Here is a 21,989-nt window from a genome sequence, read left to right on the forward strand (position 1 = left end):
TGGCACTCCAGCGGCTGAAGCGGCGGAAGGCGCTGTTCCAACTACCAAAGACCTCCGGCAGGTCGCGCCAGGGCGAGCCGGTCCGCACGATCCACAGCACCGCCTCGACGAACATCCGGTTGTCGCGGCCCGAACTGCCGCGCGTCCTCTCATCGCCAATGATGTGCGGCGCCATCCGCTCCCACGCCGCGTCATCCAGGATCAACCGATCCAGCACGCCCATCCGCCGCCTCCAAAAGGCAGCTTTGAATCATGCTTCCATCAGCCAGGGAATCCCTAGAGTCCACATGACCTAGAACAGGATCCGTTCGCCCTCGCTCACGCCTTCTGCTTCATGCCGTTGTTTGATCCTGTGATTCACGCCTCCGGCGATTCCACCTGCGGCGATCACGCTTTAGCGTCCGCCTCCGCTCGCCTATCGCTGTGAGACATGCCATGGGAGCGCAAGTCGCTCGGCCGCCTCGATCGCGTAGAACAATAGCGTGCCGATGACGCCGAGCACGACGAGGGCGGCGAAGACGCGCACCGTGTCGAACTGCCCCTGTGCGACCAGGATCACATAGCCGAGCCCTGCCGACCCGCCGACGAACTCGCCCACGATCGCGCCCACCAGGGCGAAGCTGATCGCGACCTTCATGCCGACAAACAACGAAGGCAGCGCGTTGGGAAAGCGGAGCTTCCACAGCACGCGCCAGGCCGAGGCGCGGTGGACACGAGCCAGCGCAATGGCGTCCGGATCCACCGAGCGCAGGCCGAGCGCGACATCGGCGACGATGGACACGATCGCCAGCATCACCGCGATGGCGATCTTGGGTTCCGCCCCGGTGCCCATCCAGATCACGAACAGCGGTGCGAGCGCGACCTTCGGCAGCGAGTTCATCACCACCAGCACCGTGGTGATGATCCGATCGAGCATGCGCGACGCGGTGATGCCGACCGCGAGCGCGACGCCGATTACGACCGACAGCACGAATCCCGCGACCGTCGTCCCCAGCGTGAACCCGGCATGGCGCGCATAATAGGCCGGCGAGGCGGCAAGCTCGGCAAGGATGGTCGAAGGCGGCGGCAGGATGATGGGCGGCGGGCGCAGCAGCCAGACCGCCGCCTCCCACAGCAGAAGCAGTCCGAGAAGCACCGCGATGGTGCCGAGAACGCCCTGCCCATGCCCACCCGCGCCTTCCGACACCGCTCTATTCCTTCACAATGCCGAGGCGCGAGAACAACCCGCGGATGGCGCCGACATGCCGCGCGAATTCCGGCGTCTCGCGGATGCTGAGCGGACGCGGGCGCGGCAGATCGATGTCGAACACCTCCACCACGCGCCCGGGGCCGGGCGACATCACCGCGACGCGGTCCGACAGATAGACAGCCTCGGCAATCGAATGGGTGACGAAGACGACCGTGCGGCCGCCATCCTGCTGGATGCGCGCCAGTTCTACGTTGAGGTCGTCGCGCGTCATGGCGTCAAGCGCGCCGAAGGGCTCGTCCATCAGCAGGATCTGCGGCTCGCAGAGCAGCGCCCGGCAGATGGCGGCGCGCTGGCGCATGCCGCCCGAAAGCTCCCAGGGGTTACGGTCGGCGAATTCGCCGAGGCCGAAGCGCGCAAGCAGCGCCTGGGCGCGTTCCACGAAGTCGCGCCGCCGCAGACCCTGGAACTCGGCGGCCAGCAGGACATTGTCGCGGATGCTGCGCCAGTCGAGCAGCACGTCGCGCTGGAACACCATGCCGAGCCCCTCGGCCGGGCGACGCACCTCCATGTCGCGGATGCGGATGCTGCCCTCGCTCACCTGGTTGAGGCCGGCGATGCAGCGCAGCAGCGTGCTTTTCCCACAACCCGAAGGACCGAGGAGGGAAAGGAACTCGCCCTCCTGCACCGCGAGCGCAACGCCGGTCAGCGCCGTCACCGGACCGCGGGCGGACCGGTAGGTCTTGCCCGCGTCCAGGATCTCGACGCAGGCGCCCATCAGGCGACGAGGTCGTTGGTGTAGTAGTTCCCGGCACGCCAGCCCGCGCGCACCGCGCCGGCGGCCTCGAGCGAGCGCAGCGCCGCGGTCCAGTCCTCCTCCGCCTGCCAGCCGATTGGGCGGCTGCGCGTCGCGGGCGTGTCGAAGAACTCGATGGTGAGGCGGATCTGCTCGCGCAGCACGGCGCGGTCAAGCCGCGCATCGGGGCGCTGGCGGATCATCGCCTCAACGCCATCATCGAGCGCCGTCTTCAGGTGTTCCCAGGCGCGCTGTTGCGTCGCGACGAGCCGCTTGAGCGCGGGGCCCCGGCTCGCGATGGTCGCCTCGGTGGCGATCAGGCCGTAGCTCGGGAAACTGACGCCGGCGTCCTCGGCCTGGATCGCCTTGCTCGGTCGCGGACCGGCGGCGACCGGCAGCGCCGATGGCGTGGTGGACATCAGCCCGTCGGCGCGCCGTGCCGTATAGGTGCCCCATAGCGCCGCGGGATCGACGAACAGCACGTTGACCGTGTTGCGATCCAGGCCACCGGCGCGCAGCCAGGCATCGATGAAGGGCGCCCAGGGGCTGGCCGCGAAGACGACGATGCTCTTGCCGCGGAAATCCTGCACGCGCTGGATCGGGCTGTCGCGATCGACCAGCACCGAGAGATCGGTCCGCCGCCCGAAGCCGGCGAAGGCGCGCACCGTCGCACCCTGTTAGCGCGCCTGGGCGATGAGGCCGACCTGGACCTGGCCGACATCGGCCTGGCCCGCATTGACGAGTTGCAGCGTATTGCCGCTGCCGCGCCCGTCCTGCACGTCCACGGTCAGGCCCGCCTCGCGGAACCAGCCGCGCGCTTCGGCAAGGTGCATCGCCGCCTGCACGCCCCAGGGCGAGAAGTCGAGCCGCACGGTCAGGCGCTCGGCCTGCGCCTGCGCGATGCCTGGCGCGGCGATGGCCCCCGCCGCCGCGACCAGCGCCGTCCGGCGTCCGAAGAGAAATCCGCTCATGCCCGTTCTCCCTGCTGGTTCCGTGCCTCGCGCAGGCGCGCGGTCTCCGCCGCGTCCACCGCGCCATCCCCGTCCACCGCCACGCCGTAGCGCGCACGGGCCGCCGTCGCGGATACCTTGCCATTCCACACGTCGCGCGCAACCGCCACCGGATCGCGCGCGAAGGCATCGCCATGGCCGCCACCGCCGGCCTGGTGATGGGTCAGCAATTCGCCGCCATGCATGGTCATGGTAACCTTGCCGGGAATGGCGCGGCGCGCCTCGCCCTCGCCCAGCCAATTGCCGGCGGCGCCACCGGGCTCGCCACCCGCGAGGCCATAGGGCGGGAAGCGCAGCCGGTCGGCGCGCAGCTGCAGCACCGCTTCCGCGGCGAGCAGGCGGTAGGATCGCCGCAGCCCCATGCCGCCGCGGAAGCGGCCCGCGCCGCCGGAATCCTCGACCAGCGCATAATCCTCGATGCGCACGGGATGCTGGCGTTCGAGCACCTCGACCGGCGTGTTGGACAGGTTCTGCGAGGGGTTGGTGATGGCCTCGATGCCGTCCTGGTTCGGCCGGCCGCCCCAGCAGCCGCTGATCATGTCGACGATGATGAAGGGGCGGTTGTCGGGATGCCGGCCACCGAGGCAGACCACGGTGTTGCCGCCCTCCCCGCCCGCCGGGACGATGTGCGGCACGATCTGCGCCAGCGCGCCGAACATCGTGTCCATCACGCGATAACCGGTCAGCGCGCGCGCGGCGACAGGCGCCGGCGAGATCGGGTTCAGCACGCTGCCTTCCGGCGCGGTCACCTCGATGCAGCGGAAGACGCCGGCATTGTTCGGAATGTCGCCGCGCAGCGCGCAGCGCACGCTGAGGAAGGTGTTGGACTTGGTGAAGGACAGCGTCGAGTTGATCGCCGCGCGCACCTGCCGCGAGCTGCCATCCCAGGACACCTTCAGTGTGCCGTCGCCGACTACGGTGATGGCGACCGACAGCGGCACCGGGTCATCGGAAAGCCCGTCGCTGTCGATATGGTCGGTGAAGCGGTAGGTGCCCTTGGGCCAGGTCGCGATCTCGGCGCGGGCCATGCGCTCGGCGTAGTCGAGAAGTGCTGCGAGGTAGCCGCGCATCCGATCCGCGCCGTAGCGCTCAACCAGGCGGCCGATCTCCCGCGCGCCAACCTGGCAGGCGGCGTATTGCGCGCGGAGGTCGCCCAGCACCCGGTCCGGCACGCGGACATTGAGGCCGATCACCGCCTCCAGCGTCTCATCCATCACGCCGTCGTGGAACAGCTTCAGCGGCGGGATGCGCAGCCCTTCCTGGTAGATCTCGGTGCTGTCCGCGGCATTCGAACCCGGCACGCGGCCGCCTACATCGGTGTGGTGGCAGATCACCACCGACCAGGCGAGGATCTCTCCGCCTTCGAAGATCGGGAAGAACATGAAGATGTCGGGCAGGTGCATGCCGCCCGAATAGGGATCGTTCATGATGACGGCGTCGCCGGGCACCAGGCGGCCGCCCCATTTCGCCTGCACGGCCTGCATGGCTTCCGGGATGGCGCCGAGATGCTGCGCGATGGTCTTGGCCTGCGCGACCATCTCCCCCTTCGCGTCGCAGATCGCGGCAGAGTAGTCCATCACGTCCTTGACGATCTCGGATCGCGCGGTGCGGATCACCGTGTAGGCGACCTCGTCCACGATGGCGTCCATCGCGTTCTTGATCACCGCGAAGGTGATGGGGTCGCCGGGCGGCGCGGCCATGTCAGGCATCCGTCTCCTCCATCTCGATCGCGATGCATCCCGAACCGGCGGCACGCGCGGTGCAGGCGGGCGGGACGACGATGGTGGTGTCGTAGCTCTCGATGATAGCGGGCCCGGCGATGGGTCCCGCCGCCACCGCCGCGCGCGGCAACAGGCGTGTGGGCACCCCCACGGCACCGCGTGCGAAGGAGACCATGCGCTCCCCGCTCTCGCCCGCCAGCGCGCGGGCATCGAGGTCGAGCGCGCCGAAGTCGAGCCGCGTCGCCGCCGTGCCGATCGCCGAGAGGCGCAGGTTCACCAGTTCGACCGGCTCCCCGGTCGCGACATAACCGAAGGTCTCGCCATAGAGTCGCTCGAAGTCGGCTTGCAGCGCGCCCGCATCCCACGAACCGGCCGGCAGCGGCACGGTGAGCTGCGAGGACTGCCCGAGATAGCGGACATCGGCAGCGAAGCGGAGTTGTACCGCGGCGGCGTCGTAGCCTTCCCCGGCGAGCGCCGCGCGGCCTTCCGCGGCCATACCGTCGAGCGCGGCGGCGACGGCGAATGCCGCGACGGTCGCGAGCGGGGCGAGCAGCGGGCGGACGAATTCATGCACCGCTTCCGCGGCCAGCATCCCGGCGGCGGAAAACACGCCGGCGACCGGGCTGACCAGCACGCGTCGTATGCCGAGTAGCCGCGCGACATCGACCGCATGCAGCGGCCCGCCGCCACCGAAGGCCATCAGCGCCATGTCCCGCGGGTCCTTGCCGCGTTCGACTGTCACGGCGCGGATGGCGCGCGCCATGTTGACGTTGGCGACCTGGCGGATGCCGTGCGCCGCTTCCTCGACCGTCAGGCCGAGCGGGCGGGCAACATGCGCCTCCACCGCTGCGCGGGACAGCGCCGCATCGACCGGCAGCGATCCACCGGCCAACGCGCGCGGATTGAGGTAGCCGAGCACCATGTTGGCGTCGGTGACCGTGGGCCGTTCCGTCCCGCGCCCGTAACAGGCGGGGCCAGGGTCGCCGCCCGCGCTTTCCGGGCCGACGACGAGCAGGCCGCCGGCATCGATGCGCGCGATCGACCCGCCGCCCGAACCGACCTCCGCGATGTCGATCGCCGGCACCTTCAGCATGTAGCCCGCGCCCTTGACGAAGCGGGAGGGCGTCGAGATGCCGTCGCGGAACTCGTATTCGGTGACGATCTGCGGCTCGCCGCCCTCGACGATCGCGGCCTTCGCCGTGGTGCCGCCCATGTCGAAGACGATGAGATCGGGCGCGCCGATCGCGGGACCGAGGCGCGCCGCGCCGGCGACGCCGCCGGCCGGGCCGGAGCCCACGGCGAAGACCGGTCGGTCGCGCGCAGTGCCGACGCCGATCATGCCACCATTCGAGGCCATGACCTGCACCGGCGCCGCGACGCCGATCGCGGCCAGCCGTTCCGCGAGCTTCGACAGGTAGCCGCGCATCGCCGGCAGCAGGTAGGCGTTCACCACCGCGGTGGATGTGCGCTCGTATTCCTTGATTTCGGGCAGCACCTCGCAGGATGCGGTGACGAGCAGCGCCGGCGCGGCCTCGCGCAGGAGAGCGGCAGCGCGGCGTTCATGCGCATCATTGGCGTAGGAGTTGATGAAGCAGATCGCGACGGCCTCGATGCCCTCGGCGAGGAAGGTGGCGGCCGCGGCGCGCACCGAGGTCTCGTCGAGCGGCGTCACCACGCCGCCATCGGCGCCGATGCGCTCGATCGCCTCCCGCCGCCAGCGCCGTGGCACCAGCGGGTCGGGCTTCTTCCACGCCATGTCGAACATGCCGGGCGTGCGAATGCGCCCGATCTCCAGCACGTCGCGAAAGCCCTGCGTGGTCAGCAGCCCGGTGCGCGCCCCGACCTTCTGCAGGATGGTGTTGGAAGCGACGGTGGTGCCGTGCACCACCTCGGCGACGTCGCGAGGATCGAGTGCGGCCTCGGCGAGCACGGCGGCGACGCCGGCGGCGACACCCTCGCCAGGATCGGCCGGCGTGGTCGTCGTCTTGTTCACATGGATGCGCCCGTCAGGCAGGGCGAGCACCACGTCGGTGAAGGTGCCGCCGACATCCACGCCAATGCGCGCCGCGCCGCTCAAGACGAAATCCCCATCGCCGGAGCCATCCTTTTCTTATTGACCAACTGGTCAATAGCGCGAAGTATGATACCCGCCATGCCAGCCCGTCAACGCCGGATCCGCGGCTCACGCGACGCCGAGGCCGCGCGCGCCGCGATCCTCGATGCCGCCATCGCCGAATTCACCGCCAAGGGCCTCGCCGGCGCGCGCATGGAGGCGATCGCCCAGGCGGCCGGCGTGGCGAAGGGGCTGGCCTTCCATCACTTCGGATCGAAGGACGGGCTGTGGGCCGCGGCACTCGCCGAGATCTATCGCCGCCTGCGCGTCGGTCAGGACGAGGCGGCGCTCGATGCGCTCGGTCCGGTCGAGGGCATGCGCCGCCTGGTGACGGATACCTTCCGCCTGTTCCGCGACCACCCCGAGATCGTCGCGCTGATGAACGAGGAGAACCTGCACCGCGGGCGCCACCTGCGCGCGGCGCCGGAAGTGCGTGCCCTCTACAATCCGTTGTTCGGCGCGATGGAGCGGCTGCTCGCGGAAGGCCGGCGGCAGGGCGTCTTCCGCGCCGAGGCCGAAGTGACGCTGCTCTACGTGGCGCTGTCGGGGCTCGGCTATTTCTACTGCGCGAACCGCTGGACACTCTCCGCCGCCTTCGCCGGCGACCTTTTCCGGCCTGAACGCATCGCCGACTATGAGCGACTGATCAGCGAGATGGTCGTCGCCCATCTCTGCGCAGACGTCCGTCGTCAGGAGATGTGAGACGACGAAGATGGCGGAGGATCTGGCTCACTGGGGGCTGAAGATTGCGTGGCCTGGCGCCGATCAGGCAGTCCCCAGACGAGTGCCCGCCGTGTCCCGGAAGATCCACACATCCTGCCTGCGGAGCGCGACATGGACCATCGCGTCCACCTCGACCGGTACTGATCCCCGCGCGCGCAGGCCATGTGCCGCAGCCGCCTCCTCGATAGCCGGGTCAAAGATCAGCGGCGCGAAGCGTGCCAGGCGCTCGACCGAGATCGTCACCCCCTCGGCCGCCGTCAGGTCATCGAGGTAGCGCGCCGGCACATCCTCCTCCGCCCGCAGCCTGTCCTCATCGGGGTCGCGCAGATCGACGGTGAAGACGGCGCGGTACGGGATGACGTTGATCACGTTCGGCTCGAAGGCCATTCAGCTTCCCGTCACCGTCCCGCCCGATCTCGCCGAGGGCATGGAGGCGGCCGAGCAAGCGTTCGGCATTGATGCGGAGGCCTGTCATGGCTGGGGCTCGCGGATCGGAAGGCGGTCGCGCACGATCTGCACGAAGAACTTCGTGCCGTGCGGCAGGGCGTCGTCGTTGAAGTCGTATCCCGGGTTGTGCAGCGGCTTCGATCCTTCGCCATTGCCGATGAAGGCGAAGCAGCCAGGCGCCTGTTGGAGAAAGCGGGCGAAATCCTCCGATCCCGTGTTCGGCGCCGCCGCCTCGGCGACGCTGTCCGCACCGAACACCTTGCGCGCCGCGGCGAGGGCCGCCGCCGCGGCGTCGGGGTCGTTGATCGTCGGCACGAATTCGCGCGTGTAGGTCACGTCGCAGGCGAGGTCGTAGCCGGCGGCGGTGCCGGCTGCGATGCGGCGCAACTCCGCCTCGATCGTCGCACTCACCGCCGGTTGGAAGCTGCGGGCGTCGCCCAGGATGCGCGCCGTGCTAGGCAGCGCGTTGCGGGCGCCGTCCGTCAGCAGCTCGGCCACCGAGACCACTGCCGTATCGGTCGGTGCCACGCGGCGGGAGACAATGGTCTGGAGATTGACGACGAGGGCGCAGGCGGCCGCCAGCGCCTCTCGCCCCTGTTGCGGCCGCGAGGCATGGCCGCCCACGCCGCGCAGGACGATCTCGAAATTGTCCTCGGCCGACATCACGGCGCCGGCCCGGGTGCGGAAGGCGCCGACGGGCAAGCCGGGCTGATTGTGGATGCCGTAGATCTCGTTGAAGGGGAATCGCTCCGCCAATCCATCGGCCAGCATGGCGAGCGCGCCCTTGCCCCACTCCTCGGCAGGCTGGAATTCGAAGCGCACGGTGCCATCGAAGCCGCCCTCGGCCGCGAGGATCCTCGCCGCGCCCAGCAGCATGGTGGTGTGCCCGTCATGGCCGCAGGCATGCATCACTCCTGGCATCCGCGAGCGATGCGGCGCCTCGCCCTGTTCCTGGATGCGGAGCGCGTCCATGTCGGCCCGCAGGGCGGTGGACCGGTTGCCGGTCCCGCGCGTCAGCGTCGCCACCACGCCGGTGCCGCCGACGCCCTCGGCCACCTCGGTGAAGCCGAAGGCGCGCAGGCGTTCCGCCACCAGGCGGCTGGTCCGGTTCTCCTCGAAGCCGAACTCGGGATGGGCGTGGAAGTCACGGCGCCAACCCCGCAACTCAGTCCACAGCGCGTCGTCGTCGGTCATCCCAGATCCCCCATCAACCCGTCGCAGCCGTGGCGCCGGCGACCGGTGCCTCGGCAAGGTCCCCGCGAAGACCCGTCATCACCACCAATGCTTCAGGCTGCCATATCCGTCTCGGTGACGAGCACCAGGATCCTTGCATCGTGGCCCGGACCCGTGGGTTCGGCCAATGCCGCGACGGCGCCGGCAAGGCCCGCGCTGCCGGACGGCGTCGTGCGCGGCCCGCCGCATCCATGCAGCAGCCCCGGCGCCGCCGCGGCCGCGGCATCCACCGCGTCATCGTATGTGCCCGCGACGCGCACGATCTCGGCACCCTGCGCCTGGATGCGCTGGGCGCGCGCCAGGGGCACGCCGTCATGCAGGTACACGCGGGCGCCGGCTCCGGCGAGACGCGCCGCCGCGGCGACCGCCAGGCCGTGGTTCCCGTCGCTGGCGCAGACCAGCGCAGGCTGGCCTGCCGGGCGCGATGCGACCAGCCCCGCGAAGTCCGTCCGCGCGGCACGGGCCAAGGCGCGGAGCCCGGCATAGGTCCCGCCGAGCGACTTGAAGCTGCCGAGCATCCGGCGCCCCTCGTCCTTGGCCAGCACCTGGGCGACGCCGAGCCTAGTGGCGAGCCGGGGCAGATCGAGCAGCGGCGTCGCCGCATAGTCCGGCGAGAGGCGGGACAACGCCGCCGCGACGGCGGCCGGCGCCACGATGGCAGCTTTGGACAGCGTGTTCATACGGCGGTGGTCGGCACGCCCCTGACCATCCATGTGCTGGTTTCCCTTGAGCGCGGGGGAACGGCAGCGCTGGATGCCTTCGAGAGGAAGCTCCGCGCCCGCGAAGAACTGCAAGGCGCCTGGTACGTCACGGGCGAGGTGGATTTCGTCCTCCTGCTGCGCGTGCGCAGCATGGAGGCTTATGAGAGATTCACCCGCGAGATGTTCCACGACGTTCCGAACGTCGCGTCATTTCGAACGATCGTCACCCTTCGTGAAGTGGAAGGCCTCCGCCAGCCATGATACCGGGCCGACGGCCGACGATTGCATTGGCATGCGCCTCGATCGAGACACGCCCACTCGCCTCGATAGGCACCCGATCACGAACCCGAGACTTGAGTTGCGTCACGTCGGCGGTCGCTATCGTTGTGAGTATGGGAGCGAGATTGGGCGCCGCTGTCGTCGTGGACCAATAGTCCTCGAAATCGTCGAACGTTCGTCGCGCGCGGATAACGCGCGCTTCGATATCGGCAAGACCCGCCCGCACCCACAGCGCATGCAGTCCTTCCGGCGTCGAGGCTTCAGCCCTCGGTGCCCGCAGTGGCGCGAACCCCATGCCTTTCATCTCGGTTATGATGGCCTCCGACGGGCCGCCGCCATTGACGACGTCCCAGACGTAGGCGGCCGCGAGACCGCCCGGCCGCACAACGCGAACCATTTCAGCGACGCCTTTGGCAGGGTCCGGAACGAAAAACACGACGAGCGCCATGACGGCCGCATCCAAGGTGCCATCGGCAAATGGCAATGCCATTGCGTCGCCCTGTCGAAACCTCGCGACAGGTGTCGCCAACCGCTCTCGTGCAAAGGCCAGCTGACCTTCCGAGGGATCCACGCCTTCGACGGTCATGGGGGCGCAGTGCTCGACCAGCAACTGCGTAAACGCGCCACTGCCACAACCGATGTCGACCCATCGCAAACTGGGCGGGGGCGAGAGCCATTCCAAAAAGGCGCGTCCGGCCAGTCCACTCCATTGGCCCATCATCCGTTCATAGGCGGCACCGTCATCGAACGTGATCGTAGGGGCGGACATCGGGACACCTCGCTGCGCATGTCGCGCGTCTCACGAACGTCGGACCCGACGATAACCGGATGCAACCGTGGGATCTACGCTCCGATCACGTTGCTGACTGCCCGGGATCGACAGTAGCCAAACTCCTGGCAGTCGGCACCAACGACCGCGCTTCCGCGGGCACTCGAAAGCTGTCAGTCCGCAGCCGCCCAACATCGGACCGGTTGGGGATGACGTCTACAAGGTCATCGTTCCATCGCGCCACGGATTGGCGTTGGACCGCCGCTACTCGGGTCGCACAAAGACGCAGACGATGCCAAAGCATGCGAGCTGTGCCGACATCACGTAGAAGGCAACGTCGTACCCTCCGCCACCGGCCACAAAGGCTATGAAGAGGAGAGGTCCGCAGACCGACGCAACGAAGCCGAACAGGCTGGAAGCCGAGGTCACGCTGCTGACCAGGTGAAGCGGTGCGACCCGCGCCAGTTCGGCGATGTGAACACCATTCCATCCGATCGCCGTGAAGCCCACCAGCGCGGCCGAAAGGTAGAGGATCCACGGCTCCTGGCCACCAACGCCTACAAGTAGAGAGACCGAGAGCGCGGAGATGATCGCCTGCACGCCGAGATGGCGCAGGGCACTGCCTATGCGGTCACCCAGCCAGCCGAGAACAATCCTGCCGCACATGCTGGCGCACAGCATGACCGCGACGACCTGCCCCGCCTCGGTCAAGGAGACGCCGTGCCGCGTGTAGACGAAGGTGGCCGTAAACGACGTCAAGCACGCCTGCATCAGGGAGTAGGACGCCCCAACCGCCGTCAGCATCGGTAGCGCCGGATGCGACTGCAACGCCCTGACGCAGCGCAGGACCTCCGTCGGTTGAAACAGGGCTCGCACCCACGCGGCGTCGCCTTCCACGCGCGCCTCCTCCAGCGACGCGCGCAGCGGCTGCACGGCCAGACAGCAGGCCAGCAGTACGAGGACGAGCAATCCGAGCGTCGGCGCGACGCCATGCGCGACGACGAAGGGAGCGGATACGAGTCCGGCCAATGCGCCACCGAGCGGAACACCGGCCTGCTTGATCGAGAAGATCAGTGTGCGGTGTCGGGGCGGTGCCGATCGTATGAGGATCTGGCTCCCGGCTGGCGTGTTCGGGCCGTTCCCGAGGCCGATCGCGAGGGCGCCGAGCATTCCCGGGAATCCGATTGGCAGCGACAACGCGAAGAGGCCAAGCGCCATGCAGACCATGCCGATCTGCAATGTCCGTATCGGCCCGAAGCGTCCGAGCATCGGTCCGCCACTGGCGAGGAACCAACATATTCCAGCGGAGGACAGCGCGGCGACGAGGCCGATGCTTTCCGTGGGCAAGCCAGCGCGCTCCATCAATGGAGGGCCCAGGATGGGAATGGAGATGCTCGCAAAGGCACAGACAGTCTGAACGAGAAGAGTTCCAGCGAGAGCGCTGACCCACAGAGGCACCTTCACAGTCGTTTCCACCCCAATGGGCGCCATGCGCCAGCCGGTTCAGTTCTCGGTCCGCAGTATCCGTTGCACCGTGCGGTGAGATCGACAAGGCACCCGCACATCCCGCTCGACCTCCCTGCAGCAGGAACCATTGGTTCCGGCGCGCCGCGCGTGAGACAGTTCGCGCAAGCAAACCCGGCAAGTCCCAGGCTTCGGGTCGTGGTGCACCGCATGGGGCGGCGCCCCGCACAAGGAACGATCCCGATGTCCAACACCAAGGCCCTCACCGCCGTGCAGCGGCCCGAACACAGGGTCCTCCCCCTGCCACCGACGATCCGCGGCGGCGCTCAGCGCAACCTGCAGGCCACTGCGCGTCATCTGGGCGCCGCGGTGCGTGCGGTTTGAGGGAAGTTCGCCGGTCTCGGGCCGCAGGTGCCGGGAGGCCGAGTTTACCCATGTGGTTGATGGGATGGTCGGCCGTATGGTCGAGCAGGACACGCCGAAGCGCCCCTGCGCCGCTCGTTCGGCTGAGGGCCAATGTTGAAGGGATCGCGTGCGCGACACATTCTGTATGGCGAGGCATTCGCGGGAGGGAATCAATGATGGCGCGCTTGCCGCGAATTGCCTGCAACGGCGCGGTGCCCGCCACATGACTGTCGCCGTGCGCGCAACGCCAACCGCAGCGCTCCTGTGGGCAATGGCGACGCTCGGCTTCGCCGCCGGTGCCACCGCGCTGCGATACGCCGAGGCCGAGGCACGGCTGCAGCAGGAAGGGCGCGGCCTGCAACGCCTGATCGCCCAGCGCGCCGACCAGCATGACGCACACTTGACCGCCATCTCCGCCCTGGCCGCCGGCCTGCCAGGCATGACGGAGGGACTGCGGCAGGTCGCGGAGAGCATCCTGCGCTTCTACCCGCGCATCCTCGCCGTGGATGCCGTCGCCCTGCCATCGGGCGAGGCGCCGGCGCTCGCCTTCACGACGCGCGATGGATGCGCGCCGGGCAGCACCTGCGCCGCGGGTGTCGTACGGGCGGCGGCCGTCGCCACCGACGCCATGCCCGTCCCGCTGCCGCAGGGGCCGGGACGCTACCTGCTTGCCAAGCGGGTGGGTGAAGGGCCGGCGACCCGCGCCCTTGCCCTTGAGATCGATGCGGCGCGCCTGCTGGAAGCCGAGGCCGCGACAGGCGAGGCCGCGGCCGGTGCGCGCCTGTCGCTCACCCTGCCGGACGGCACGCCGCTTCTCGCGCGTGCGGGGGATCCGCCAGGCAGCCCCTTCACCGTCTCCCTCGCCTTCGCGGCGCCCATCGGCAGCACGAGCCAACCCATGCTGCTGCACCTCGAGCGCCAGCCTTCACTGTTCGCGATCGTACCATGGGGCCTGGTCGCGGGCTTCAGCGTGGTGGTGGCGGCGGTCGCAGCACTTGGCCTCGGCCTGACGCGGTCCCGCCGGGCGGCGCGGGAAGCACGCAGGCGCGCCGAACTCGGTGAGCAGGCAGCGCGCCTCGCCCATGCGGGGCGCGTCAACGCATTGGGGGAGATGGCATCGGGCATTGCGCACGAACTCACCCAGCCGCTGACCGCACTGCTCAGCCAAAGCCAGGCGGCCCTGCATCTCGCGCGCCGCGGCTCTGCGGTCGATGCCGAGACGTTGCTTGCCGCATTGGAGGCCAATGTCGCCCAGGCGCGGCGCGCCGGGGGCATCCTGGCGCGGCTGCGCGACTGGGCGGCGAATGACCTACCGCCGCCGCGCCCGATCGAGATCAACGCCATCCTGCGCGGCGTCGCGGCGCTGAACGCGCGCGACATGCAACTGCGCGGCGTCGAGGTCGCGCTCGACCTGCCCGACCCCTCCCCCATCGCCCTGGCCGAACCGGTGCAGGCCGAGCAGGTGGTGCACAACCTGCTCCGCAATGCCGCGGACGCGATGGAGGCGAATCCGGCCGGCGCGCCGCGCCGTGTCAGCCTCGCCGCCCGCACCCTGCCCGGCGGCGGCGCCGAGATCGCGGTGGAGGACACCGGCCCGGGCCTGCCGCCGGCCATCCTCGATCGCCTGTTCGAGACCTTCTTCACCACCAAGCCTGGCGGCATGGGCCTCGGCCTGCCGCTGTGCCGCACCCTCGTCGAGCGCATGGGCGGCGGCATCGAGGCTGCCGCGGCGCCGAGCGGCGGCGCACGCTTCGTGGTGCGGCTCGCGGGCGCGTCAACATGACACAGCCCGTGGTGCATCTGGTGGATGACGACGCGCCCGTGCGCGGCGCCTTGGCGCTGCTGCTGCGCACCGTCGGCATGACGGTGGAGGAACACGCCGATCCCGCCGCCTTCCTCGCCCGCCTGCCCGGCGCACCGCCGGGCTGCCTGGTGCTGGACCTGCGCATGCCGGTGATGTCGGGATTGCAGTTGCAGGAGCGGCTTGTTGCACAGGGCTGCGACTGGCCCGTCATCCTGCTCACCGGCCATGGTGGGCTCGAGGCCTGCCGTCGCGCCTTCAAGGCCGGCGCGGTGGATTTCCTGACCAAGCCCGTGGATGAGGAGGTGCTGATCGAAGCGGTGCATGCCGGCTTCGCGCGGCTCGACACCACCCGCACCCGCAACGCCGAGCGGGCCGAGGCGCGCGCGCTGCTCGCCCGGCTGACGGCGCGCGAGGCGGAGATCCTGCGCCTGGTCGGCCTTGGCCACGCGACCAAGGAGATCGCACGCGCGCTCGACCTCTCGCCGCGCACGGTGGAGACGCATCGCGCCAATATCGCGGCCAAGCTCGGCACCGCCTCGGTGGCGGAGATGGCGCGGCTGGTGCTGCTCGGCGGGCAGGCGCCTCCGTAGCGCTACGGAGGGCCGCCCGTGGCGGTCGCGATACCGCGCGCGGGGCCGCTTCGGCATGGTCCGGCCCGGCGCGGCAGACCTGCCGCAGCAATGGAGAAACCGGCCATGACGCTTCGCACCACCCTCGCCGCCGCGGCGCTGCTGATCAGCACCGGCGCCGCCCAGGCGCAGGTCCTGCAGGAACGCAACATCTCGCTCACCGCAGCGCAGGCGATCGCACTCGGCGCCGTCGAGGCCTGCGCGGCGCGCAACATGAATGTCACCGCAACGGTGGTCGACCGTGCCGGTATCGTGCGTGCGAGCCTGCGCGCCGACCGCGCCGGGCCGCACACGGTCGAATCGAGCGTGCGCAAGGCCTTTACCTCTGTCTCCATGCGCAGCCCAACCTCGACGCTGCAGCAGGCGACGATCGACAATCCCGGCGCGCGGAACCTGGTGGACCTGCCGGGCGTACTGCTGCTTGGCGGCGGCGTACCGGTACGCGCGGGGGACGAGGTGATCGGCGCCGTCGGCGTCGGCGGTGCGCCCAGCGGGCAGATCGATGAGGAATGCGCCAACGCCGGTCTCCAGCGCGCGCAGGACAGGCTGCGCTGAGGCGTCGAGCCGCCCGAAGGCGGTGGCCCGACCATTCTTGCCACCGAAGCCGCTTCCGGTTTCGCAGGAGCCCGTCGTTGTCGCGACGGCAACCACGACGGGCGTAGTCAGATCGGCTGTCACCGCTGATCGGCCGGACCCGTCCCCGATTCGCATAGTTGCGAAGTGCTGGGCACGGCGCGAGGCGCTGGTGCCCCGCACCGAACCGCATCGAGTGCGGCAACGGTCGCGGTGGAGCACCGCATCTCGAAATGCTGCGCGGCGCGGCTGAAGCAGGTCATCCTGAAGGCGTCGGCCCTGGCCACTCAGCATCGCTTCCGCACGGTGACCCATCATCCACTATCGGAGGGCCCTGCTCCCCTCCGGCAAGTCCATCAGGCGAAGCCGGCGCAGGACCTGGGCCATCACCGTCTGCGCCGCGGCGGACAGGGCTCGGCCGCGACGGGTGATCAGGCAGATCTCACGCGAGACGTTGGGTCGCGCCATGCGCCGGAACACCAATCCACGCGCGACCGGCAGGCTGCCGAACAGCGCCGGCACGATCGAGAAGCCATCCCCGGCCATCAGCAGCGGCGCCAGCATGGTGAAGGTCGAGACCTCGTGCCGCGGCTGCGGCAGGACACCCGCGCCCTGCAATGCGACGCGCGTGCCGGTGTCGAGCGTCAGCGCCACATAGGGCCAGGGTGCGAGACCGTCCCAACGCGGCACGGCGGGGCCGGCGGCGAGCGGATGCCCCTCGCGCACCACCAGGCCGAGTTCGTCGCGCAGCAGCGGCCGGAAGGACAGCGCCGCATCGTCCTGCCAGCGGCTGGTGAAGCCCAGCTCCGCATCGCCGGTCAGCACGCGGTTCTGGACGTCGCTGGAGACACCGTCGCGGATGGTGAAGCGCATGTCGGGGTGCTGCGTGGCGAGTGCCTCGATCACCGGCGTCAGCACCACCGCCATGACCGAGGTGGCGGTGGCGATGCGCACATGCCCGCCCTGGCCGCCCGCCTGGCCGCGAAGGTCATCGATCGCCGTGTCGAAGTCGCGGATCAGCACGCGCGCCATCGGTAGGAAGCCGGCCGCTGCGGGCGTCAGCTCCACGCGCCGGGTGGTCCGGTGAAACAGCCCCACACCCATCGCGGCTTCCGCCGCCTTAATGGTGGCGGACAACGCCGAATGTGTCAGGCCCAGCCGGTCCGCGGCACGCGCGAAGCTGCCTTCCTCGGCCACGGCGACGAAGCAGCGGAGATGGCGGATCGAGGCATTATTCACCATTCACGCATAATCGGACAGGAAAATGCGTTTTTCAAGCGGAGTGCGCGCTGCCACGCTCTCCCTGGATTGGACGAGGCCAGGAGAGACCATGCTTCGTCTGGCGGTGGATGTCGGCGGCACCTTCACGGATATCGTGGCGCATGACGCCGCGGCGGGTCGCCTTGCCTTCGGCAAGGTGCCCTCCGTGCCGTCCGATCCCGGGCAGGGCGTGCTGGACGCGGTTGCCTTCATGGCCCTGCAATTGGGGCTGAGCGTGCCCGACCTGCTGGCACGGACGGAACTGCTGGTGCATGGCACCACCGTCGCCACCAACACGCTGGCCGAGGGGACCGGCCCACGGCTCGGCCTCATCACCACGCGTGGCTTCCGCGATGTGCTCGAACTACGCGAAGGCACCAAAGCCGAGCGCTATGCCTTGCGCACGCCATTTCCCGAAGCGCTGGTACCGCGCGAGCACCGCATCGAGGTGACGGAACGCCTCCGCTGGGACGGCAGTGTCGTGACCCCGCTCGACGAGGCGGATCTGCGGGAGGCGCTCGCGAGGCTGCGCGCGGATGATGTGGAGTCCATCGTCGTGGGCTTCCTCCATGCCCATGCCAATCCCGCCCACGAGCAGCGCGCAGTGGCGTCCATCCGTGCCGCCGGCTGGGCCGGCCCGGTGGTCGCCTCCCATGAGGTGGTGCGCTGCCGCGGCGAGTATCCCCGTATCTCCTCCGCAGCGGTGAACGCGATCGTCACGCCGCGCCTGGCCGCCTATCTCGGCGACCTTGAATCGCGACTGGAAGCGGTGGGCAGGCGCGTGCCGGTCATGGTGGTGCAATCCTCCGGCGGGTTGCTGCCGGCACAGGAGGCAGCGGGCTTCGGCATCGGCTGCGTCGCCAGCGGTCCCGCAGGCGGAGCGGCGGCGGCGGCACTGCTGGCGCGTCTGGTTGGCCGGCCGGATGCGGTCGGCTTCGATGTCGGCGGTACCACCACGGATATCTCGGTCATCGCCGATGGCGTGCCGGTGGAACGCGCACGCAGCGACACCGACGCCTATGCCATCGCGGTGCCGGCCATCGACATCCGCGTGCATGCGATCGGCGGCGGGTCCATCGCCGCGGTCGATGCCGGCGGCCTGCTGCAGGTGGGCCCGCGCAGTAGCGGCGCGGCACCCGGCCCGGCCTGCTTCGGGCGCGGCGGGACGCGCGCAACCGTCACCGACGCGGCGCTGGTGCTCGGGCTGCTGTCGGAGGACGCGCCGCTCGGTGGCCGCCTGCGCCTGTCCCGCAGCCTCGCGGAAGCAGCGGTGCGGCGCGATGTCGCGGAGCCCCTGCGCTTGAGCGTGGAAAACGCAGCGCGCGCCATCCATGCCTTGGCCGCGAGCCGCATCGCGGAGGGCGTGCGCGCCGCGACGGTGGGTTGCGGGCGCGATCCGCGTGACATGGCGCTGCTGGCCTTCGGCGGCGCCGGCGGGCTGTATATCGACCATGTCGCGACGGAATTGGAGGTCGGCCTGGCCGTCGCCCCGCGCGCGGCCTCGGTGCTGTCGGCCGTCGGCTTCCTGGGTGCGGAGGCGCGCGTCGATGCGCTCCGCAGCCTGGCCCGGCCGGTCGATGGCTTCGCGCCCGGCGAGCTCGCCGGGATCGTCGCGGAACAGGAAGCCCTGCTCGCCGCACACCTCGCCCGCGCCGGTTACGAGCGCGACCGCATCCGCTTCGTGCGTCACCTCGACTGCCGTTATATCCGCCAGACCGGCACGGTCGGCGTGCCGATCGACGAGGTGACGGGTGCGGCGACGATCGCCGAGGGCTTCGCCAGGCGCTACGAGGCGCTGTTCGGCCATCGCCACGCGGACGAGACCTGCATCGTCGAGACCTGCCGCATCGCGGCCTATGGTATCGATACACCTTTCGCCTGGCCCGAACTGCCGCCCACGCCGCCCGCCCGCGCGCGCGCCATGCGCCGTGTGTACGACGGTGCATGGCGCGACATGCCAGTCTTCACGCTGGAAGACATCGCCCCCGGCCAGCGCATCGCAGGGCCGGCGATTCTCGAATCCAGTACCACCACCATCGTGCTCGCCGCAGGGCGGGAGGCGCAGCTGGATGGTTGGGGCAGCCTGCGTCTTGCCCCGCTCGCCGCCGCGCAGGAGGCCGCATGACCACCGATGCCCTGACGGTCGCGGTCATCCGCGCGAAACTTCTCGCCGTGGCCGAGGAAGTGGTGGAGGTGATGGCGCGCACCGCCTTCTCCCCGCTGCTGAACCAGTCGCGCGACTTCTCCACCGCCGTGCTGGATGCGCACGGGCGCCTGCTGGCGCAGGCCGAGCGCGTGCCGATCCACATGGGCGCGCTGCCCTTCGCGGTGGAAGCGGTGCGCTATCGCTTCGGCGATGACGCATCGCCCGGCGATGTCTTCCTGCTGAACGATCCCTATGACGGCGGCAGCCACCTGCCGGACTTCACCTTTTGCCAGCCGGTCTTCGCAGAGGGCGCGCTGCGTTTCTGGGTGGTGAACCGCGCGCATCAGGGCGACATCGGCGGCATCTCGCCCGGCGGCTACAGCCCGCAGGCGACCGAGATCTGGCATGAGGGCCTGCGCATCCCGCCGCTGCGCTTCGTGACGCAGGGGCGGATGACTGAGGGAATCCTCGACCTCATCTGCCTCAATTCGCGCATGCCGCAGGATACCCGCGGGGACGTACTAGCCTGCCTCGCTTCGCTGCGCGCCGGTGCGGCGCGGCTCGATGCGCTGGTCGCGCGCTATGGCAGCGCCGTGGCGACATCAAGTTGTGAAGCGATCCTGGAGGCCGGCGAACGCGCCATGCGGCAGGAGATCGCGGCCTGGCCGGACGGCGTCTATCACGGGGAAAGCGCGCTCGACCCGCCGGCGCCTGGTGCCACGCCGATCACGGTTCGCGCGCAGGTGACGTTGAGCGGCAGCGATGTCGAGGTGGATCTGACCGGAAGCGACGACCAGGTCGCCTCCTTCCTCAATTCCTCCCGCCCCAACACCATGGCCGCGGTGAACGTCGCCTTCATGTATCTCAGCGCGACGCAGGACGCGCGCAACCAGGGCAGTTCCCGCCCGCTGACGATCCGCACGCGGCTCGGCAGCCTGGTCGATCCGATCGCGCCGGCCCCGGTGACCGCCTGCACCACGCTGACGGCGAGTACCATCATCGAGGCGGTGATGCGCGCCATGGCGACGGCCGCGCCGGACCGCGTGCTGTGCGGCTTCGCCCGCCGCTTCCGCATCGCAATCAAGGGTGAGGGACGCGATGGCCGTCCCTTCCTCTGGCATCATTTCTCCAATCGCGGCGGGGCCGGGGCGAATGCCGGCGAGGATGGCTGGACCAATCTCGGCGTGGTGCATTCGCCGGGTGGCAACCCGAGCCCAAGCGTCGAGCAGACCGAGGCCAACTACCCCTTTACCGTCGAATCCTACCTGCTGCGCGCGAATAGCGGCGGTGCCGGGCAGTTCCGCGGCGGTCTCGGCGGCAGCTATGTGCTGCGCTACGACGGCGCATCCGCGGCGTTGGTAACGCCGACCGGAGACGGCGTCGCCATCCCGCCCTATGGCCTGGCCGGCGGCCTGCCCGGCCTGCCGAACAGCGTTGCCATCGAGCATGCCGGTTGCGCCGAGCCACTCGATGCGAAATCCGGCACGCGCGTTCTGCATCGGGGTGACCGCTTCATCCATCACGCCGCCGGCGGCGGCGGCTATGGCGATCCCGCCCGGCGCGACCCGGACCGAGCCGCGCGCGATCGTCAGCGCGGCTATTGCGACCCATCATCAGAAGGAGCGACCGCATGACCGAGTGTCCCCGCCTCTCCCGCCGCGGCCTCCTGGTCGGGCTTGGTTCCGCTGCCCTGCCGGCAGCCGCGCGAGCGCAGGGCGCCTATCCGACGCGGCCGGTGGAAGTCGTGCTGTCCTGGGCGCCGGGCGGGTCCTCGGATTCCGTCGCGCGGCTGCTCGCACAGGCGCTCGCGACCGAGTTCGGTCATCCCTTCGTGGTGAACAACCGGCCCGGCGCGGGCGGGACGATCGGCCATGCCTATGTCGCGCGGGCGCGGCCCGACGGCTACACGCTGCTGGTCGCGACCAACAGCACCTATGCCATCGCGCCCTATCTCTACGAGAACATCCCCTATGACGGGGACACGGCATTCGCGCCGATCTCGCTGCTCGGCACCAATGCGCAGGTGCTCACGGTGCATCCCTCCGTACCCGCTACGACGACGCAGGACTTCATCGCCTGGGCAAAGGCGCAGCGCGACCCCGTCCCCTACGCGTCCTCGGGCATCGGGGCGACGAGCCATCTCTCAGCAGAACTGTTCATGTCCATGGCGGACGTGACGATGCTGCACGTGCCCTATCGCGGCGGCAGCGAGCCCGTGCAGGCGGTGGTCGCCGGCCAGGTCATGGTGAACTTCATGGATGCCAGCACGGCCAAGCCGCTCATCGAAGCGGGGCGGATCAAGGGGCTGGGCGTGACGACGCTGACGCAATCCCCCGTGCTGCCCGGGATCCCGCCCATGGCGGAGTCTGGCCTGCCGGGCTTCGAATCCTCAACGGACTTTGCCTTGCTCGCGCCTGCTGGCACGCCACAGCCGATCCTCGATACGCTGCTGGTGGCGACGCGCAAGGTGCTTGCCACCCCGGCGGTGCGCGAACAGCTCACAGGCCGCGGCATCGCACCCATCGGCGGCACGCCGGCGGAGTTCACCGCTTACTCCGCCCGCGAGAATGCGAAGTGGCGCGAGGTTATCCGCAGCCGCGGCATTCGCGCTGCTTGAGGCGGATTCCCGAGAGCTTCCGAATGCGGCGCCGAACGGCACTCGCTCGATGAGGTTGTGGAACTGCGCCGGCCAGCGCGACCGGTCCGACTCAGCGATGCAGTCTTCCCACT

20 protein-coding genes and 1 pseudogene are annotated in these 21,989 nt (G+C 69.8%); 9 read left to right on the plus strand and 12 right to left on the minus strand.

Annotated elements, in window-relative coordinates:
- The 6 genes and pseudogenes from AAFN86_RS25755 to AAFN86_RS25780 form a co-directional block, all read right to left on the minus strand.
- The coding region (locus AAFN86_RS25755; protein ID WP_347546487.1) for a transposase at window positions 1-223 on the minus strand (223 nt) is incomplete at its 3' end.
- Window positions 224-415: 192 nt separating this feature from the next.
- A complete protein-coding gene (locus AAFN86_RS25760) occupies window positions 416-1,186 on the minus strand; it encodes an ABC transporter permease (RefSeq protein ID WP_347546488.1) in 771 nt (256 codons plus the stop codon).
- 4 nt (window positions 1,187-1,190) lie between these two features.
- Window positions 1,191-1,964 carry an ABC transporter ATP-binding protein gene (locus tag AAFN86_RS25765; RefSeq protein ID WP_347546489.1) on the minus strand — a complete coding sequence of 258 codons (774 nt, stop codon included), beginning with the start codon at window positions 1,962-1,964 and terminating at the stop codon, window positions 1,191-1,193.
- Window positions 1,964-2,953, minus strand: a pseudogene (locus AAFN86_RS25770) (ABC transporter substrate-binding protein). Before AAFN86_RS25770 ends, AAFN86_RS25765 begins: the two are co-directional and overlap by 1 nt.
- Window positions 2,950-4,692 carry a hydantoinase B/oxoprolinase family protein gene (locus AAFN86_RS25775; RefSeq protein ID WP_347546490.1) on the minus strand — a complete coding sequence of 581 codons (1,743 nt, stop codon included), beginning with the start codon at window positions 4,690-4,692 and terminating at the stop codon, window positions 2,950-2,952. The pseudogene AAFN86_RS25770 and the gene AAFN86_RS25775 overlap by 4 nt, the downstream one beginning before the upstream one ends.
- A 1-nt stretch (window position 4,693) precedes the next feature.
- Entirely contained in the window at window positions 4,694-6,790 is a 2,097-nt protein-coding gene (locus AAFN86_RS25780; RefSeq protein ID WP_347546491.1) for a hydantoinase/oxoprolinase family protein, read from the minus strand.
- Between the two features lie 75 nt (window positions 6,791-6,865).
- Here AAFN86_RS25780 and AAFN86_RS25785 point away from each other — a divergent pair, with 75 nt between their 5' ends.
- Window positions 6,866-7,528 (plus strand): TetR/AcrR family transcriptional regulator, encoded by a 663-nt coding sequence (locus AAFN86_RS25785; RefSeq protein ID WP_347546492.1) that lies wholly within the window; start codon window positions 6,866-6,868, stop codon window positions 7,526-7,528.
- Window positions 7,529-7,591: 63 nt separating this feature from the next.
- Here the strand turns inward: AAFN86_RS25785 and AAFN86_RS25790 are convergent, their stop codons facing one another.
- The 3 genes from AAFN86_RS25790 to AAFN86_RS25800 all read right to left on the minus strand — a co-directional run bounded on the left by AAFN86_RS25790 (window position 7,592) and on the right by AAFN86_RS25800 (window position 9,909).
- Entirely contained in the window at window positions 7,592-7,936 is a 345-nt protein-coding gene (locus tag AAFN86_RS25790) for a hypothetical protein (protein WP_347546493.1), read from the minus strand.
- Window positions 7,937-8,020: 84 nt separating this feature from the next.
- Window positions 8,021-9,190 carry a M20 aminoacylase family protein gene (locus AAFN86_RS25795; RefSeq protein ID WP_347546494.1) on the minus strand — a complete coding sequence of 390 codons (1,170 nt, stop codon included), beginning with the start codon at window positions 9,188-9,190 and terminating at the stop codon, window positions 8,021-8,023.
- 92 nt (window positions 9,191-9,282) lie between these two features.
- Entirely contained in the window at window positions 9,283-9,909 is a 627-nt protein-coding gene (locus AAFN86_RS25800; RefSeq protein ID WP_347546495.1) for a pyridoxal-phosphate dependent enzyme, read from the minus strand.
- Between the two features lie 6 nt (window positions 9,910-9,915).
- On the opposite strand from AAFN86_RS25800, the gene AAFN86_RS25805 reads away from it, so the two are divergent.
- Window positions 9,916-10,191 (plus strand): Lrp/AsnC ligand binding domain-containing protein, encoded by a 276-nt coding sequence (locus AAFN86_RS25805; RefSeq protein WP_347546496.1) that lies wholly within the window; start codon window positions 9,916-9,918, stop codon window positions 10,189-10,191.
- Here the strand turns inward: AAFN86_RS25805 and AAFN86_RS25810 are convergent.
- Window positions 10,154-10,978, minus strand: a complete 825-nt coding sequence (locus AAFN86_RS25810) for a methyltransferase domain-containing protein (protein ID WP_347546497.1) — start codon at window positions 10,976-10,978, stop codon at window positions 10,154-10,156. The two genes, AAFN86_RS25805 and AAFN86_RS25810, sit on opposite strands and share 38 nt — an antisense overlap.
- A 264-nt stretch (window positions 10,979-11,242) precedes the next feature.
- Window positions 11,243-12,469 (minus strand): MFS transporter, encoded by a 1,227-nt coding sequence (locus tag AAFN86_RS25815; RefSeq protein ID WP_347546498.1) that lies wholly within the window; start codon window positions 12,467-12,469, stop codon window positions 11,243-11,245.
- A 216-nt stretch (window positions 12,470-12,685) separates the two neighbouring features.
- Between AAFN86_RS25815 and AAFN86_RS25820 the strand changes: the two genes are divergently transcribed.
- The 4 genes from AAFN86_RS25820 to AAFN86_RS25835 all read left to right on the plus strand — a co-directional run bounded on the left by AAFN86_RS25820 (window position 12,686) and on the right by AAFN86_RS25835 (window position 15,835).
- Window positions 12,686-12,826 (plus strand): hypothetical protein, encoded by a 141-nt coding sequence (locus AAFN86_RS25820; RefSeq protein WP_347546499.1) that lies wholly within the window; start codon window positions 12,686-12,688, stop codon window positions 12,824-12,826.
- Between the two features lie 244 nt (window positions 12,827-13,070).
- Entirely contained in the window at window positions 13,071-14,630 is a 1,560-nt protein-coding gene (locus AAFN86_RS25825) for an ATP-binding protein (RefSeq protein ID WP_347546500.1), read from the plus strand.
- On the plus strand, window positions 14,627-15,241 hold the full coding sequence (locus AAFN86_RS25830; RefSeq protein WP_347546501.1) for a response regulator: 615 nt from the start codon (window positions 14,627-14,629) through the stop codon (window positions 15,239-15,241). The genes AAFN86_RS25825 and AAFN86_RS25830 overlap by 4 nt, the downstream gene beginning before the upstream one ends.
- Before the next feature lie 105 nt (window positions 15,242-15,346).
- Window positions 15,347-15,835, plus strand: a complete 489-nt coding sequence (locus AAFN86_RS25835) for a heme-binding protein (protein WP_347546502.1) — start codon at window positions 15,347-15,349, stop codon at window positions 15,833-15,835.
- Between the two features lie 339 nt (window positions 15,836-16,174).
- Here the strand turns inward: AAFN86_RS25835 and AAFN86_RS25840 are convergent, their stop codons facing one another.
- Window positions 16,175-17,095 (minus strand): LysR family transcriptional regulator, encoded by a 921-nt coding sequence (locus tag AAFN86_RS25840; RefSeq protein WP_347546503.1) that lies wholly within the window; start codon window positions 17,093-17,095, stop codon window positions 16,175-16,177.
- An 88-nt stretch (window positions 17,096-17,183) separates the two neighbouring features.
- Between AAFN86_RS25840 and AAFN86_RS25845 the strand changes: the two genes are divergently transcribed.
- The 3 genes from AAFN86_RS25845 to AAFN86_RS25855 are packed head-to-tail and all read left to right on the plus strand — an operon-like array spanning window position 17,184 to window position 21,876.
- Entirely contained in the window at window positions 17,184-19,238 is a 2,055-nt protein-coding gene (locus AAFN86_RS25845; RefSeq protein WP_347546504.1) for a hydantoinase/oxoprolinase family protein, read from the plus strand.
- Entirely contained in the window at window positions 19,235-20,893 is a 1,659-nt protein-coding gene (locus AAFN86_RS25850) for a hydantoinase B/oxoprolinase family protein (protein WP_347546505.1), read from the plus strand. The genes AAFN86_RS25845 and AAFN86_RS25850 overlap by 4 nt, the downstream gene beginning before the upstream one ends.
- Window positions 20,890-21,876, plus strand: coding sequence for a tripartite tricarboxylate transporter substrate binding protein (locus tag AAFN86_RS25855; RefSeq protein WP_347546506.1), 987 nt, complete (start codon window positions 20,890-20,892; stop codon window positions 21,874-21,876). Before AAFN86_RS25850 ends, AAFN86_RS25855 begins: the two co-directional genes overlap by 4 nt.
- Window positions 21,877-21,989 lie beyond the last annotated feature (113 nt).

Origin of the sequence: Roseomonas sp. CAU 1739 (assembly GCF_039839775.1) — a bacterium.
GTDB lineage: Bacteria > Pseudomonadota > Alphaproteobacteria > Acetobacterales > Acetobacteraceae > Neoroseomonas.

Excerpts from the sequence above, each read along its gene's own strand:
- AAFN86_RS25840 (WP_347546503.1), bottom strand. The coding sequence starts at position 17,095 with ATGGTGAATAATGCCTCGATCCGCCATCTCCGCTGCTTCGTCGCCGTG.
- AAFN86_RS25785 (WP_347546492.1), top strand. The coding sequence starts at position 6,866 with ATGCCAGCCCGTCAACGCCGGATCCGCGGCTCACGCGACGCCGAGGCC.
- AAFN86_RS25820 (WP_347546499.1), top strand. The coding sequence starts at position 12,686 with ATGTCCAACACCAAGGCCCTCACCGCCGTGCAGCGGCCCGAACACAGG.
- AAFN86_RS25850 (WP_347546505.1), top strand. The coding sequence starts at position 19,235 with ATGACCACCGATGCCCTGACGGTCGCGGTCATCCGCGCGAAACTTCTC.
- AAFN86_RS25855 (WP_347546506.1), top strand. The coding sequence starts at position 20,890 with ATGACCGAGTGTCCCCGCCTCTCCCGCCGCGGCCTCCTGGTCGGGCTT.
- AAFN86_RS25835 (WP_347546502.1), top strand. The coding sequence starts at position 15,347 with ATGACGCTTCGCACCACCCTCGCCGCCGCGGCGCTGCTGATCAGCACC.
- AAFN86_RS25795 (WP_347546494.1), bottom strand. The coding sequence starts at position 9,190 with ATGACCGACGACGACGCGCTGTGGACTGAGTTGCGGGGTTGGCGCCGT.
- AAFN86_RS25810 (WP_347546497.1), bottom strand. The coding sequence starts at position 10,978 with ATGTCCGCCCCTACGATCACGTTCGATGACGGTGCCGCCTATGAACGG.
- AAFN86_RS25845 (WP_347546504.1), top strand. The coding sequence starts at position 17,184 with ATGCTTCGTCTGGCGGTGGATGTCGGCGGCACCTTCACGGATATCGTG.
- AAFN86_RS25800 (WP_347546495.1), bottom strand. The coding sequence starts at position 9,909 with ATGAACACGCTGTCCAAAGCTGCCATCGTGGCGCCGGCCGCCGTCGCG.
- AAFN86_RS25830 (WP_347546501.1), top strand. The coding sequence starts at position 14,627 with ATGACACAGCCCGTGGTGCATCTGGTGGATGACGACGCGCCCGTGCGC.
- AAFN86_RS25825 (WP_347546500.1), top strand. The coding sequence starts at position 13,071 with ATGACTGTCGCCGTGCGCGCAACGCCAACCGCAGCGCTCCTGTGGGCA.
- AAFN86_RS25790 (WP_347546493.1), bottom strand. The coding sequence starts at position 7,936 with ATGGCCTTCGAGCCGAACGTGATCAACGTCATCCCGTACCGCGCCGTC.
- AAFN86_RS25775 (WP_347546490.1), bottom strand. The coding sequence starts at position 4,692 with ATGGCCGCGCCGCCCGGCGACCCCATCACCTTCGCGGTGATCAAGAAC.
- AAFN86_RS25765 (WP_347546489.1), bottom strand. The coding sequence starts at position 1,964 with ATGGGCGCCTGCGTCGAGATCCTGGACGCGGGCAAGACCTACCGGTCC.
- AAFN86_RS25815 (WP_347546498.1), bottom strand. The coding sequence starts at position 12,469 with ATGGCGCCCATTGGGGTGGAAACGACTGTGAAGGTGCCTCTGTGGGTC.